Source organism: Mesorhizobium sp. BR1-1-6, from assembly GCF_020165355.1.
GTDB lineage: Bacteria > Pseudomonadota > Alphaproteobacteria > Rhizobiales > Rhizobiaceae > Mesorhizobium.
On sequence record NZ_JAIUHZ010000028.1, the window covers coordinates 16,603 to 31,441 of the forward strand.

Consider the following 14,839-nt stretch of genomic DNA (forward strand, 5'->3'; position numbering starts at 1 on the left):
TCGCTGATGGGGCTGTCTCGATATTGAAGCCTATTCGATCAGATCCGTGTCGCGGCTGTGCCGCCAGAACCGGTCCGGGGTCCTGAGCAGATCGCGCAGACCCAGCCGCTCGATCATCAGTTCCGTCTCCCGCTGCGCGGCATCGAGCACGGCATCCTGATCGATATGAACCGGCTTGCGGTCGCGCAACAGCACGCGTCCGCCGACCAGCACGGTGTGGACGTCGTTGCCGTTGGCAAAATAGGTGACACGGAATTCCGGCATGTTGGCCGGGTAGAGATGCGGGCGCCGCAGGTCGACAAGAATGACGTCGGCCTTCTTGCCGGGCTCCAGCGATCCGACCTGATGGTCGAGGCCCAGGACACGCGCGCCGTCGATGGTGCACATCTCCAGGGCCTTGCCCGGCGGAAGCCAGCTCGGATCGTGGAAATGAGTGCGATGATAGTGCATGCATTGCTGCATGTGACGGAACATGTCCGCGGAGCGGTCCGGCGCGGTCGCATCGGAGCCGATGGCCACCACGACGCCAGCGTCGAGAAGTTCCGTGACCGGGCAGCGCGCGAGAATGGCGGCCACGGCGCTCGGATTGTGCACGATGCTCGTGCCGGTTTCGGCGCAGATCGCTATTTCTTCGTCAGTCAGGGCGGGCGCATGCGACAGCAGTGTGCGCGGCCCCAGAATGCCGATCTCCCCGGCGATCTTCACGCTGCCCTTGGTATGACCATCCTGGGTGAAGATCAGGCCGCGCTGTTCGGCGATCTGCCTGACCTTGCGCGATTGCGCGATGGCGTCCCCTGCCCCGGGACCATCGAGATGTTCCTGATGCATGGTCGGCGTCAGCAGGGCGAGATGCAGACGATCCTCGTGGGTGCCGTGCCAGCGGTCGGCCAGCTTTTGCGAGGTGGCAAGCTGCTGGTCGAACGACACCGGATAATCGGTACGGCTGGCGCCCTTCCAACGTGCATAAGTCAGGGGGTGCGGCGGGCGCGTGGTGCCGACGGCGACCACTGAGCGCGTGCCGATGCCAAGCACGCCTTCCATATGGGCGTTGCCATAGGCCGGATCGTCGGTGCGCATGACCGAATCGCCGCCGCCAAGCAAGGACACGCCGGTCGTCACGCCGAAACGCAGGCGTTCCAGCGCGGCAAGCTGCGCCTCCGCATGCCAGAATTCCGGCGTCGAACCCACCGTATAGGCACCTTGGCATGCCCTGTACCAGAGGTCGCTGCGGCCGCCGCCCATCGTCTTGATCAGCCCGTGCCCGGCATGGGCGTGGCTGTCGACGAAGCCTGGCATGACGGCCATGCCGCGGGCGTCGATCGTCTCGCGCGCCGGATGGTCCCGCGCCACGTCTTGCGAAGCGCCGACGGCCACGATGCGGTCTCCCTCGATGGCTACGGCGCCATCGGGAATGATCCGCCGATCGGGATCGACAGCGATGACGGTGCCGTTTCTGATCAGAATGTCTGCCATCACAGGCTCGCTTCTCTTTTTTCGCTGCAAAGGATGCGGTCGAGCGAAGGCGCGAGGCGCAGGAGTTCGCGCGTGTATTCGTGAGTGGGCGCGGAGAACAATGTTTCGGTATCCGCGAGTTCGACGATCTCGCCGCCTTTCATCACGGCGACCCGGTCGCACATCTGCCGTATCACCGCGAGGTCGTGGCTGATGAACAGCATCGACAGCCCGGCAAGATCTCGTAGGTCCTTCAACAGGTTGAGAATTTGCGCCTGCACCGACACGTCGAGCGCCGAGGTCGGCTCGTCGCAGATCAGCAGCGATGGCCGGGGGCCGAGCGCCCTCGCAATCGCGATGCGCTGGCGCTGGCCGCCTGAAAAGGCATGGGCGAACCGAGAGCCGGCCTGCGCCGGCAGGCCCACCGCCTCGAGCAATGTCTCGGCGTCCAGCCGCGCTTCCGCTGCGCTGGAGGCAAGCTTGTAGAACAGGATTGGCTCCGCGATCGCCGAATTGATCCGCAGCCTTGGATTGAGGGCCGAATACGGGTCCTGGAACACCATCTGGAGTGACTGGCGCACGGTCTTGTCGCGACGGGCGGCCAATGCCGTGCCCTGAAACTCTATGGTTCCCGAACTCTGCGTCACGAGACCGGCAATGGTGTTGGCGACCGTGGTCTTGCCGCAACCGGACTCGCCGACAAGCCCGAAGATTTCGCCGCGGCGCACCTCGAAGGAGACGTCCTTCACGGCCTTGAAGACCGATGCCTTGCGGCCCGGGATGAACGAGCGCTGGCCGTATTCCACGCAAAGATTGCGTACCGTCAGCGCGGTTTCGCCGTTGCGCCCCGCAGCGGTGCCGGTGTTCTTGGAGCGCACGGCTTCGCGCGCCTCCAGTGTTGTCTTCGTTTCCTCGCTTGGGACCGGCAAACGGTCAAGGCGAATGTCGATCGGCGGAACAGCGGCGATCAGCGTGCGCGCGTAAGGTGCCTTGGGCGCCGTCAGCACATCGTGTGTCAATCCACTCTCGACCACGCAACCGTTCTGCATGATCGTGACCCGGTCGGCAATTTCCGCAACCACGCCCATATTGTGGGTAACCAGCAGGACGCCGACGCGGCGATCATCGGCAAGTTCGCGGATCAACTTGAGGATTTGCGCTTGCACCGACACGTCGAGCGCCGTCGTCGGCTCGTCGGCGACGATCAGCCTTGGGTCGCAGGCAAGTGCGGTGGCGATGACGACACGCTGGCGTTGGCCGCCCGACAATTGATGCGGATAATTGCCCAGCCGGCGTTCCGGCTCGGGAATGCCAACGGCTCTCATCAATTCGAGCGCGCGGGCCCTGGCTTCGCGGCGCCCGATCTTCAGATGCGCCAGCATGCCTTCGCACAACTGGCTTTCCACGGTGAAAAGCGGGTTCAGGCTTGTCATCGGATCCTGAAAGATCGCGCCGACGTCACGGCCTGGAATGATCCCCTTGGTGCGACCGGTTCGGATGTCGATCGGCTTGCCCGCTATGGTGATGGTGCCGGAAGCAATCCTGCCGGGAGCCTGCAACAAGCCCATCAGCGCATTGCCGACGGTGGTTTTTCCCGCACCGGATTCTCCCACCAGCGCATGTATCTCGCCGGGCCGGATCGTCAGGTCGATGTCGTCGACGGCAGCGAGAATGCTGCCGTTGGCAAGCGGATATTCGACCCGCAGATTCCTGATGTCGAGTGCGTGTGGCGTTGTGTTTTCCATCAGTTCGCCATCAGTTTGGGGTTGAAGCGATCGCGCAGGTAATCGCCGATTATGTTGACTGCCAGAACCAGGACGACTAGCACGACGGCGGGCATAACGGCGATCCACCACAGGCCAGAGAACAGGAACTCGTTGCCGATGCGGATCAGCGTGCCGAGCGAGGGATAGGTGGCCGGCATGCCGGCGCCGAGGAACGACAGGGTCGCCTCGGTCAGGATCGCGCCCGCCAGATTGATGGTGGCGATCACCATGACGGAGCTCATCACGTTGGGCAGGATGTGCCGCATCATGATGCGGCGGGACGGAAGACCGATGACCTTGGCGGCTCGTACATAGTCGCGGGAAATTTCCACCATGCTGGAGGCCCGCACAGTGCGGGCATATTGCACCCATTCGTTGACGGCGATCGCGAAGATCAGGATGACCGGTGCCCAGCTCGAGACCGTATCGGCGCTCAATTGCGCGCGGGCTATGCCGCTGATCAGAAGCGCGACGAGGATCGTCGGAAAGCTCACCAGAACATCGGCGATCCGCATCACGATGCTGTCGATGATACCGCCGAAATAGCCGGCTATCGATCCCAGCGTGACGCCTATGGCAGCGGCCAACAATACCGCCCCGGCGCCGATCAGCATCGATATGCGCAGGCCGAAGAGGATGACCGAGACCAGATCGCGTCCCTGATTGTCGGTGCCCAGCAGGAAGCGCGGATCGCCACCGTCCATGAACACGGGCGGGATTTCCATGTCGATCAGCGAATATGAGGAGACATCGCGCGGATCGATGGGTGCGATCAACGGAGCGAAGATCACCAGCACCAGCATGGTCACCAGGATCAAGCCAGCGATCATGACCGAGATGGGAGGAAGCCTGCGAGACAGAGATACCTGCGTTGCCATCATTTTGTCCTCAGCCGCGGATCGATCAATGCGTAGAGCATGTCGACGACCATGTTGATCACGACGAACAGGAAGCCGACGAACAGCAGATAGGCCGCGAGGACGGGGATGTCCGGATAGCCGACGGCGTTGGTGAAAAGCAGCCCCATGCCCGGCCACTGAAAGACGGTTTCGGTGACAATGGCGAAGGCGATGAGTTGTCCGATCTGCAGCCCGGTGACGGTCACGACCGGCATCAAGGCATTGCGCAGCGCCAGACGGCCGTAGATGTAGCGGCGGGGCAGACCGCGCGCGAAGGCGAAGCGGACATAGTCCGAAGAGAGCACGTCGATCATCTCGGAGCGCACGAGGCGCATGATCAGCGTCAACTGGAACAGCGCCAGTGTGATCGAAGGCAGGATCAGCGATTTGAGGCCGGAGGCCGTCAGGAAGCCTGTCTTCCAGAAGCCGAGATCGACAAGCTCGCCACGCCCCGAGGACGGCAGCCAGCGCAGACTGACGGCGAAGATCAGGATGAGCAGCAGGCCGGTGACGAATGTCGGCATGGATATCCCGACGAGGGTCAGCGACTGGATCAGCCGCGACAGAAAGCCGTTCGGCTTCAGGGCGCAGAGAACCCCCGTCGGGATGCCGATGAACAGCGACAGGAGGGTCGCGACCACGACCAGTTCCAGCGTTGCGGGAAGCCTGGTCAACAGCAGGCTGACGACAGGCTCCTGGTAGCGAAAGCTGGTGCCGAGGTCGCCATGAAGCGCGCGCCCGACGAATTCGAGGAACTGTACGAAAAGTGGCCTGTCGAGTCCGAGAGCGACGCGCAAGGCATCCTTCTCAGCCTGGCTCGCGCCTTCGCGCACCATCGTGGCGACCGGATCGCCGACGAAACGGAACATGATGAAGGCGATGGCGGTTACGGCAACCATCACGAGGATGGCCTGCAACAGCCGCACCGATAGAATCCGGATCATCAGGAAAAACCTTTCAAGAAGCGCGGATCGAGACAGGCGGGGCTTGCGCCACCGCTGGAGCAGCTCGCGATCCACCACGGATAGCAGGCGCTCCAACCGAGTCAGGCGTGTCCGCGAAAGCTCCCTCGCAAGCGCGGGCACGCCTTACCGGCGCATTTTCCTAGTTCATATGCGCGAACCAGGGACGCACATACTCGTCGGGGAATTGCGGCATGTCGACCTTGTCGCTCATCGCCCAGGCGACCGGCTGCTGGTGCAGCGGCAGATAGAGGGCCTCATCATGCGTGATCTTGAAGGCCGCCTTCAGCATATCCACCCGCTTGGCCTCGTCCAGTTCGGTCGATGCCGAACGGGCCAATTCGTCGATCTTGGCGTTGGAAAGCCCGTTGGGGTTGCTGCCGCCATAATTGCCGTCATTGGTCGCCAGCAAGGCTTGCAGCACGCTGTAGCCATCCATCGGCGGTAGCGAGGCCCATCCGAGCATATAGATATCGAGATCGCCCTTATCCATTCGAGGGAAATAGGTCGTCTTGCTTTCGACGTGCACGTCGGCCTCGACGCCGATCTTGGCCCACATCGACGCGATTGCCAGGCAGATCTGTTCGTCGGCGATGTAGCGGTCGTTGGAACAGGCCAGTCCAACCTTGAAGCCGTCGGGATAGCCGGCTTCCGCCAGCATGGATTTCGCCTTCGCGACATCATAGTCCAGCGGTACGTCGATCGACTGATCGTAGCCGGTGACCTGTGGCGCGACCAGCGTGCCGGAGGTGCGCGACTTTCCGCGCATCAAACGCTTCTGGATCGTGTTCAGGTCGACCGCGTGCCAAAGCGCCTGGCGCACTTTCACGTTCAGCAGCGGATTGGGCTTGCCGGGCGCTGCATGAAGCTCCGGCCGGAAGCTGAAGCCGAGAAAGATCTCGCGCAGCGACGGGTTCTCGACAACCTTCAGGCCGGCGGTGTTGGCGACCCGGTCGATGTCCTGCAACGGAACCGGCGCGATCATGTCGAGTTCGCCCGAAAGCAGCGCCGCGACGCGCGTGGCGTTCGAAGCGATCGGGCGGAATTCCACCCCCGTCAGATTGTGCTGCGGCTTGTCCCACCATTCCTTGTTGACGGCGAAGACCGAGCGCGAGTCCGGCTCGTAGCTGACCAGCTTGAACGCGCCGGTGCCATTGGCATGATTGCTGGCGTAGGTGACGACCCCCGTCGAGGCATTGCCGGGCTTGAGGGCATTGTGCTCCTCCATCCATGGCTTGCTCATCATGTAGATGGCGACGAGATCGTTCAGGAGCAGCGGATAGGGTCCGCGCAGGATCAGGTCGACCGTGTAGTCGTCAACCTTCTCGACGCCGGTTACGGCGGAGAGGTTTTCTCGGTTGCGCGCGCCGGGATCGATCTGACGTTGGATGGTGGCGACGACATCATCGGCATTGAAGGGTTGACCTTCGTGGAACTTGACGCCCTGCCGCAGCTTGAAGCGCCAGCGCGTCGGCGAGACGATCTCCCAGGAGGTCGCAAGCGCAGGCTCGATAGCCATTTCCTTGTTGCGGCGCACCAGCCCGTCGAACACCATGTTCTGGACGCTCTGGGTAAAACTGTCGACCTGGGCATTCGGATCGTACGAAATGACGTCGCCGGCCGATGACCAGCGCAGTGTCTGTGCAAGCGAAGGCGCTGTCACCGACATCACCATCGCAAGTCCGGCGAGCAGGACCCTAACGCATTTTCTCATTCTCTTCTCCCATTTGTATACGAAGTTTCCGATATATTGGATACCATTTATCCCCATTGATATCGTACACACATTGTGCACAATATCAAGGCAGGCATGTTCGATTTCGTTTCTCATGTGCAAAACCGCTCAAGTGACCGTTCCGAAAGGGATTCCGAATGACCCAGGCCTTGCTGATAGAAAACGGTGTCATCGTCACCATGGATGCGGGGCGCCGGGTTTTCTCGAGGGGTCATGTCCTGGTGGAGGATGGCCGGATCGTCACCGCCGGCGACGGCGCGGCCCCCGCCACAGATCATAAGGTGGCGCGCATCGATGCTTCGGGAATGGTTGTCATGCCGGGTCTCGTCGACACGCACGCGCATGCGGGTCACATGCTGACCAAAGGCCTGGGAGACGATTCCGAAGCCTGGATGACTATCGCGGGGCGTATCTATGCAGAGGCGTCGGATACGGAATTCTGGGCAGCCGAGGCCACATTGTCGGCCCTTGAGCGCATAAAATGCGGAACGACCACCGCTGCCCTGCTGTTTGGCGGCGGGCCGGACATCATGCGCACCGAGGCGCCGGGGGCAGCACGGGCACATCTTGCCGCCATCGCCGAAATGGGAGTGCGCGAGATACTCGCCGTCGGGCCGAACCGGCCGACCTCGTCCCATGTCTATCGGGACCACGCATACGTTCCGTCTGTCGAAATCACCATTTCGCCGGAAACCCAGTTGGCAGTGTGCGCGGAAATCATCGATGATTGGGCTGGTCGCGATGGCCGGGTGCGGATTGCGGTCTCTCTCCCGGTGTTCACTCGGCGCGAACTTGACGAACAAACGGTATACAATCTGTCCCGCAATGCTCGCGACCTTGCTCGCGCAAAAAACGTGCTGTTCATCCAGGATGGCCATCGCGACGGTTCCATCGCCGCCAATGCGGAACGGCTCGATCTGTTCGACGAGCATTCGCTGCTGGCGCACTGCATCGAACTGACCGAGGCAGACATCGCCGCGCTGAAACGCAGCCACGCCAAGGTGGCGCATAATCCAAGTGCTCTGATGTCGGTCTCGGGCCGTTGTCCGGCGACGGAACTGATGGAAAGGGGTGTCACCGTGTCGCTCGGCACCGACGCGGCGGCGCCCGATCGCTCTTTCGACATGTTCCGCAACATGTTCCAGGCGCACCGCTATCATGCCCGGCACTTCAGGAACGATGCGGTCCTGCCGCCGATGCAATTGCTGGAGATGGCGACCATCGAGGGCGCGCGTGCCCTGTCGATGGAGAACGAAATCGGCTCGCTGGACCCGGGCAAGCGCGCCGACATCATCCTGGTCAACATGCGCCAGCCGCATCTGTGGCCGCCGGCACACCCCGCGCAGCGGCTGGCACGCTTCGCCAACGGCGCGGATGTTGACACGACGATCGTCGACGGGCGTGTCCTCATGCGCGGACGCCGCCTCGTCGATCACGATGAAGACGCCATTCTGGATCGCGCCGAAGGAGCCTTCCATCTGATGATGAAACGCGCCGGGCTGGCATAGGCCGAGTTCCGGGGCGCAAACAGGGAGACCCAGATGACCGAAGACCTTCTCATTCGCAATGTCAGGCCCTTGGGCGGCGCTGTCACGGACCTCTACATTCGCGACGGTCGGTTCGCGCACGCAACCAGCGGGAAAGCGGCGCATGAAATCGACGGGCTTGGACAGGTTGCCCTGCCCGGCCTGGTCGAGGCGCACACGCATCTCGATAAGACGCTTGTCGGCATGGACTGGTTTCAGAACCGTGTGGGACCCACGCGCAACGACAGGATCCTGGCCGACAGGAAGGCCAAGCGGGAACTCGGCATCGATGCGCGCAGGCAATCGGCGCGTCAGATCGTGCAGACGCTGGCTTTCGGCGTGACGCATATCCGCAGCCATGTCGATGTGGATACGGAAATCGGCATTACCAACATCGAGGGTGTCGTTGCAACGCGCGAAGCCTTCAAGGGATTGGTCGACGTGCAGGTCGTCGCCTTCCCGCAAAGCGGCATGCTGGGACGCGAAGGCACGCAGGCGCTGATGGAGGACGCATTGAAGGCGGGGGCCGATATTGTCGGCGGCATCGACCCGGCAACGATCGAGCGGGATCCGGTTCGCCACCTGGACGCAATCTTCGCGCTCGCGGATCGATACGGCAAGCCGGTCGACATTCATCTGCACGAACCGGGAGAATTGGGCGCCTTCTGCCTTGAGCTGATCGTCGAACGGACCAAGGCGCTCTCCCTTCAGGGCCGCGTCATGGTGAGCCATGCCTATTGTCTCGGCATGCTGGACACGCATAGGCAGCACACGTTGATCGACGCGCTGGCGGCTGAAGACATCGCCGTCATGACGGTCGGCAGCCCATCCGCGCCGGCGGTTCCGCTGCGCATGATGCGCCAGTCCGGCCTCGTCGTGGCATCCGGTTCCGACGGCATCCAGGGCACCTGGGAGCCATGGGGCAATGGCGACATGCTGGAGCGGGCCAAATATCTTGCGCAGCGCAACGGCATGACCAACGATGCCGATCTGGAAGAGACGGCGCGCGTTTGCACCTTTGGCGGCGCGCAAGGTATCGGCCTGACGGATTATGGGCTTTCGCCCGGTTGCCACGGCGATGTCGTGCTGGTTTGCGCGCGGACCCTGGCGGAAGCCGTGGCCCTGACCCCACGGAAGCGCACGGTCATCCGCGGCGGCCGCGTGCTCGTGCGTGACGGTGCGCTGGCCGGAGATCTGCCCGATGTCGCATAGTCGTCGGACGAACCAGCGTGACGACGGACCTGTCCTGCTCACCGCGCGATGGGTTGTCGGCCACCGGGACGGGCGCCATGTCCTTCTGGAGAATGGCGAGGTCGTCCATGAGAACGGCAGGATCGTCTTCGTCGGCCATCGCTACGGCGGGCCTGTAAAGCGGCGGATCGATCATGGCAGGGCGCTGATCGGCCCGGGTTTCATCGATCTGGATGCGCTTTCGGACCTGGATACGGGCGTGCTCGGCCTCGATCATCAACCCGGCTGGAAGAAGGGCCGCGTCTGGCCGCGCGACTATGTGGAAGCCGGGCCGGTCGAAATGCTGGCGCGCGAGGAGCTGGCGTTTCAAAAACACTATGCCTTCGCGCAACTCATCCGCAACGGCATCACTACTGCATTGCCGATCGCATCGCTGTTTTATCGTGCATGGAACGAGACATCGGACGAATTCGCATCCGCCGCCGAAAGCGCCGCAGAGTTGGGCCTTCGCGTCTATCTCGGGCCTGCCTTTCGCGCCGGCCATTCCGTCATCGAGGTGGATGGCGGCATCGTCGTCGAGGTGGACGAAGAGCGCGGCGCGGAGGGTCTGGACGATGCCGTTGCCTTTTGCCTGGAGCACGAAGGACGCTTCGGCGGATTGGTGCGAACCATGCTTGCACCGGACCGTGTCGAGTTCTGGACCGCCGACCTGTTGCGCAGGACCGCCAATGCCGCGCGAGACCTCGGCGTGCCGGTCCGTCTGCATTGCTGCCAGTCTTCATTCGAGATCGAGACAGTGCGTCGCCGGTTCGGCACGACATCCGCCCGCTGGCTCCAGGACATCCGCTTTCTCAGCGAAAGAGCGTTGTTGCCGCATGGCACCCACGCCGACGGCGATGATCTCGAAATCATCGCCGGTTCGGGTGCCACATTGGTGCATTGCCCGCTGGTGATGGCGCGGCATGGCGCGGCGCTCGACAATTTCGCCCGCCTTCGCGGCCAGGGTCTGCGCATCGGCATGGGCACGGACACCTGGCCACCCGACATGGTGCAGAACATGCAGGTCGGCCTGATGCTCGGCCGCGTCATGGCGGGCAATCTGGAGACGCCGAAATCAGCCGATCTCTATGACGCGGCAACGATTGGCGGCGCCGACGCGCTCGGCCGGTCGGACCTGGGACGTTTGCAGGCGGGAGCAGCCGCCGACATCGTCGTGTTCGACCTGTCCGGCAACCATCTGGGACAGGTCCTCGATCCGATCGCCTGCCTGACGACGTCCGCAAGCGGACGCGATGTGCACACGGTCATCATTGACGGGCGCACCGTGATGAGCGCCCGAACCATTCCGGGTTTCGATCTCGATGCAGCCCACCAGCGCGCACAGGCCCAGTTCGAACGGCTTGTCCAGCGTTATCCGCAACGCACCTGGCGACATCCGACGGTCGCCGAGATTTTCCCTCCCAGCTATCGGATGTTCATGGCATGAGGGCTCCAGAAACGACACACAACGATTGGAATAAACCTTGATGGCACGCGAGCCGACGGCATTGGCCCTCGACGCCGGGCCGTTTGCATCTCTAAACTCCGGCTTTGCGGATGCTTTTCTTCTTGTGTGCTTGGATATGAATTTTCAGGATCGGTCATGACAATCAACATTCGCAATAAAAATCCGAAATCCGCCGTATCCAAGTCCGACGCGGTCTATCGCACGTTGAAGCGCGTCATACTCGACCAGGCGCTGACCGCGGGAACAAAGCTGCCTGAGGATTCGATCGGCGAGCGGCTGGGCGTCAGCCGCACCATTGTCAGGCAGGCGCTGGCAAGGCTGAACGGCGAAGGCCTGGTCGAATTGCGCCCGCACAAGGGCGCCTGCGTCGCGCAGCCGAGCCTGGAGGAAGGCCACAATATATTCGAGGTGCGGCGGGCGCTTGAAGCGCTGGTGGTCGACACGCTGATCGGCAAGCTGACGCCGCAAAAGATCAAACAGCTCGAAGCTCATGTCGACGCGGAAGAGATGGCCAAAGCCAACAATGCCGCGTCGTCGATTCAGTTGGCCGGCGAATTTCATGTGCTGCTTGCCTCGCTCACCGGAAACGAACTGTTGCTGCGCTATGTCACGGAACTCGTTTCGCGTTCATCGCTCATCCTGTCGCTCTACGGGCGGCCGCATTCGTCCGACTGTGCCGTATCCGAGCATCACGAGATCATTGCCGCCCTGGCCGCGGCCGACCGGAACAAGGCTGCTGCCTTGATGGATCATCATATTGATGCAATCACCACACGTGCACTGCTGAAAGCGAAACCCGAAAATGACTTTCCGGACCTTCTTGCTGCCTATGCGCGGGAGGAAGGGCTATGATTTATTGGATGAATGCCGAAGAGACGAGGAGTGACCCGAAAATGATCAGGACGAAGGTGATGTCAGGTTAAATCCGCCTCCTCATGCGGTCGTGGCGACCAGCACTTCGGTCGGCTGGAACTTCAACACATCGATCAGTCCGATGTCGGAGATGCGCAATTCCGGGATGACGACAAGCGCCAGCAGAGAGTGCTGCATATAGGCATTATTGAGGGCGCATCCGCAGGCAAGCATCGCCGCGATCAGGCCATTGGCTTCTTCTGCCACGATTTCGGCGCGCTGGTCAGACATCAGTCCGGCGATCGGCAGCTTGACAAGCGCAAGTTCGCGTCCTTCGCTGAACAGCACGACGCCGCCGCCGACCTGTCCCAGCCGATTCGCCGCCAGCGCCATGTCGTCCTTGTCGGTACCCACCACGATCATGTGATGACTGTCATGGGCGACGGTGCTGGCGATGGCGCATGGTTTATCATAACCGAAGCCGGAAACGAACGCGTTGATGACCTTTCCCGTGCCGTGATGCCGTTCCACCAGCGCGATCTGGCAGACGTCACCGGTCCGATCCATCTGAACGATACCATTCAAGGCGCCGAGCGAAGCCTCCAGGGCACGGGTCGGTGCCTGGTTCTCGAGCACGCCGATGACCCGCGCCATGATCTGGTTCGCACCCTCGGGCGCCACGATGTCGAAGTCCGCCGCTGAGAGCTTCTTGCCCAAGCGAACCGTGTTCTTGGTCGAGGCGGGATAGTCGTAGGGCGTGATGTCGGCGACGAGCTTGCCGTCGTTCGACACCACACAGCCGCGTGCGATGACGGTTTCGACCGGGAGTTCGGTGAGATCGGAGGTCAAAACCAGGTCGGCGCGCCGCCCGGGCGTTATCGAGCCAAGCTCACGCTCCATGCCGAAATGCTGAGCAGTATTCAGGGTGGCCATCTGAATCGCGGTGATCGGCTTTAATCCCTGGGCGATGGCATGGCGCACAACGCGGTTCATATGGCCGTCATTGACTAGTGTGCCGGAATGGCTGTCGTCGGTACACAGCACGAAATTGCGCGAGTCCAGGCTGAGCTCGGTCAGCGCCTTGATCTGCGCGGCGACGTCGTACCAGGCGGAGCCAAGCCGTAACATGGCGCGCATGCCCTGGCGCACCCGCGCAACGCAGTCCGCCAGGCTGGTGCCTTCGTGATCGTCGGACGGACCGGCGGCGACATAGGCATGGAAGGGCAGACCGAGATCCTTCGAGGCATAGTGGCCGCCCACCGTCTTGCCTGCCGCCTGAGTGGCAGCGATCTCGGCCAGCATGTCGCCATTTCCGGCGACCACCCCAGGAAAGTTCATCATCTCGCCGAGGCCGACGATGTTCGGCCACGACATCGCCTCACGCACGTCGGCGGGACCGAGGCTGGCACCCGCGTTCTCGAGGCCCGGAGCGCTCGGCACGCAGCTCGGCATTTGCACGAACACATTGATCGGCAGTCCGGCAGCCTCGTCGTGCATCAGCTTGACGCCCGGCATGCCCAGGACGTTGGCGATCTCGTGCGGGTCGATGAACATCGAGGTGGTGCCATGCGGGATGACCGCACGCGCGAACTCGGTAACGGTAACCATGCCGCTCTCGACATGCATATGCGCATCGCACAGCCCTGGCAGCGCGTAGCGGCCCTCTCCGTCGATAATCTGCGTCTCGGGGCCCACGGCATGGTCGGAATTCGGGCCGACGAAGGCGAAGCGGCCGACCGCGATGGCAATGTCCGTCGCGGGGATGATCTCGCCCGAATGGACATTCACCCAGCGCACGTTCCGGACCACCATGTCGGCCGGCGTGCGTCCCATGGCGACATCAACCAACTGCGGCGCGCATTCGAACCAGCTCTGGATCATCTGTTGTTTTCTCCCCCGGCGCGCGCGCCCGCAAAGGGCCGCACGACCTCGACGCAATATCTTGGCGAACTGTAAGCGGCGCGCTGGCGGTAATAGTCCAGGCAGAAATCAAGGAAAGCGGCGAACTTACGCGACACATACCGGCGTCGCATGTAGAGCAGATTGATTGGAACCAGTGGCGAGCGCCATTGCGGGAGCACCGGCACCAGATCGCCGTTCTTGCACTCGATCTCGGTGAAGAAGGCTGGCAGATAGACGATACCCTCGCCGGCTACGGCGAAGTATTTCAGCATCCAGTAGTCGTTCGCCATGCACTGCGCGGTCGGCATGAAGTCGACCGTTTCCGCGCCGCGCTCGAGGTGCCAGGATTGCACGCCGCTCGGGCGGCGGAAGGCGACGGCCCCATGGCCCGCCAAGTCTGCGGGCGTCGACGGTTCCCCGAATTGCTCAATGTAGCGCGGGCTGGCGTAGAGACAGAAGGAAGCCTCCCCGAGCTTGCGAGCGATGTAGTCTGAGTTCGCCGGCTCGCCCCAATGGAATATGCCGTCGAAAGGCTGGTGCTTTTCGGGCGCCAGGAAATAGCCGAGCGAAAGGAAGATCACGTCGACATTCACCTGCGGATACTGTTGACGGAAGGCGAACAGCAGTTCCGAGGTGAAGGAAGTGCCGAACTCGCCGGTCGAGCCGATCGTCAGCGTGCCGGCGATATCGTGGCCCGCCTCGGCGATCGCCGCCTTGGCTCCTTCGCAACTTTCCTTGATGCGTTGCGCATGGTCGAGGAACTCGGCCCCGGCATCGCTCAAATGCAATTCCCGACCGTCGCGCACAAACAGTGCGACACCGAGCGAATCCTCTAACGCGCGCACTTTGTGACTGAGGCTGGACTTGGGCAGTCCATACAGTTTCGCGGCGTGCGAGAGCGACTGCGCCTCCGCCACTTTGATAAAATAATCGATCGCTTCAAAATCCATCGATCGTCCAAGAATTTGAACGGTGCGTCCAGAACTAGCCAGAAACTGCCATTTGCATGGACGACCCTAATACGACAGGATCAGAGCGCGCAAGGTG

Annotated in this window: 11 protein-coding genes; 4 read left to right on the plus strand and 7 right to left on the minus strand. The window is 62.4% G+C overall.

The annotated features are described in order from the left end of the window. Nucleotides 1–30: 30 nt before the first annotated feature. From LB545_RS29275 to LB545_RS29295, 5 genes are all read right to left on the minus strand, one after another. Entirely contained in the window at nt 31–1,473 is a 1,443-nt protein-coding gene (locus LB545_RS29275) for an amidohydrolase family protein (RefSeq protein ID WP_224706202.1), read from the minus strand. Continuing rightward, nucleotides 1,473–3,197 carry a dipeptide ABC transporter ATP-binding protein gene (locus tag LB545_RS29280; RefSeq protein WP_140581943.1) on the minus strand — a complete coding sequence of 575 codons (1,725 nt, stop codon included), beginning with the start codon at nt 3,195–3,197 and terminating at the stop codon, nt 1,473–1,475. Before LB545_RS29280 ends, LB545_RS29275 begins: the two co-directional genes overlap by 1 nt. Further along, on the minus strand, nt 3,197–4,096 hold the full coding sequence (locus LB545_RS29285) for an ABC transporter permease (protein WP_140518197.1): 900 nt from the start codon (nt 4,094–4,096) through the stop codon (nt 3,197–3,199). Before LB545_RS29285 ends, LB545_RS29280 begins: the two co-directional genes overlap by 1 nt. Next, nucleotides 4,096–5,061 (minus strand): ABC transporter permease, encoded by a 966-nt coding sequence (locus LB545_RS29290; protein WP_140500709.1) that lies wholly within the window; start codon nt 5,059–5,061, stop codon nt 4,096–4,098. Before LB545_RS29290 ends, LB545_RS29285 begins: the two co-directional genes overlap by 1 nt. A gap of 160 nt (nt 5,062–5,221) precedes the next feature. Continuing rightward, nucleotides 5,222–6,793, minus strand: a complete 1,572-nt coding sequence (locus tag LB545_RS29295) for an ABC transporter substrate-binding protein (protein ID WP_140581946.1) — start codon at nt 6,791–6,793, stop codon at nt 5,222–5,224. A 158-nt stretch (nt 6,794–6,951) separates the two neighbouring features. Between LB545_RS29295 and LB545_RS29300 the strand changes: the two genes are divergently transcribed. From LB545_RS29300 to LB545_RS29315, 4 genes are all read left to right on the plus strand, one after another. Next, nucleotides 6,952–8,322 (plus strand): amidohydrolase family protein, encoded by a 1,371-nt coding sequence (locus LB545_RS29300; RefSeq protein ID WP_224706203.1) that lies wholly within the window; start codon nt 6,952–6,954, stop codon nt 8,320–8,322. Between the two features lie 33 nt (nt 8,323–8,355). Then, a complete protein-coding gene (locus LB545_RS29305) occupies nt 8,356–9,552 on the plus strand; it encodes an amidohydrolase (protein WP_140500712.1) in 1,197 nt (398 codons plus the stop codon). Continuing rightward, a complete protein-coding gene (locus LB545_RS29310; RefSeq protein ID WP_140581951.1) occupies nt 9,542–11,017 on the plus strand; it encodes an amidohydrolase family protein in 1,476 nt (491 codons plus the stop codon). The genes LB545_RS29305 and LB545_RS29310 overlap by 11 nt, the downstream gene beginning before the upstream one ends. A 156-nt stretch (nt 11,018–11,173) precedes the next feature. Further along, entirely contained in the window at nt 11,174–11,890 is a 717-nt protein-coding gene (locus LB545_RS29315; protein WP_140500714.1) for a GntR family transcriptional regulator, read from the plus strand. 81 nt (nt 11,891–11,971) lie between these two features. On the opposite strand, the gene ade is transcribed toward LB545_RS29315, so the two are convergent. Both ade and LB545_RS29325 read right to left on the minus strand, forming a co-directional pair. Further along, nucleotides 11,972–13,771, minus strand: coding sequence for an adenine deaminase (gene ade, locus LB545_RS29320; RefSeq protein WP_224706204.1), 1,800 nt, complete (start codon nt 13,769–13,771; stop codon nt 11,972–11,974). Next, nucleotides 13,768–14,742 (minus strand): LysR family transcriptional regulator, encoded by a 975-nt coding sequence (locus LB545_RS29325; RefSeq protein WP_140500716.1) that lies wholly within the window; start codon nt 14,740–14,742, stop codon nt 13,768–13,770. The genes ade and LB545_RS29325 overlap by 4 nt, the downstream gene beginning before the upstream one ends. Nucleotides 14,743–14,839 lie beyond the last annotated feature (97 nt).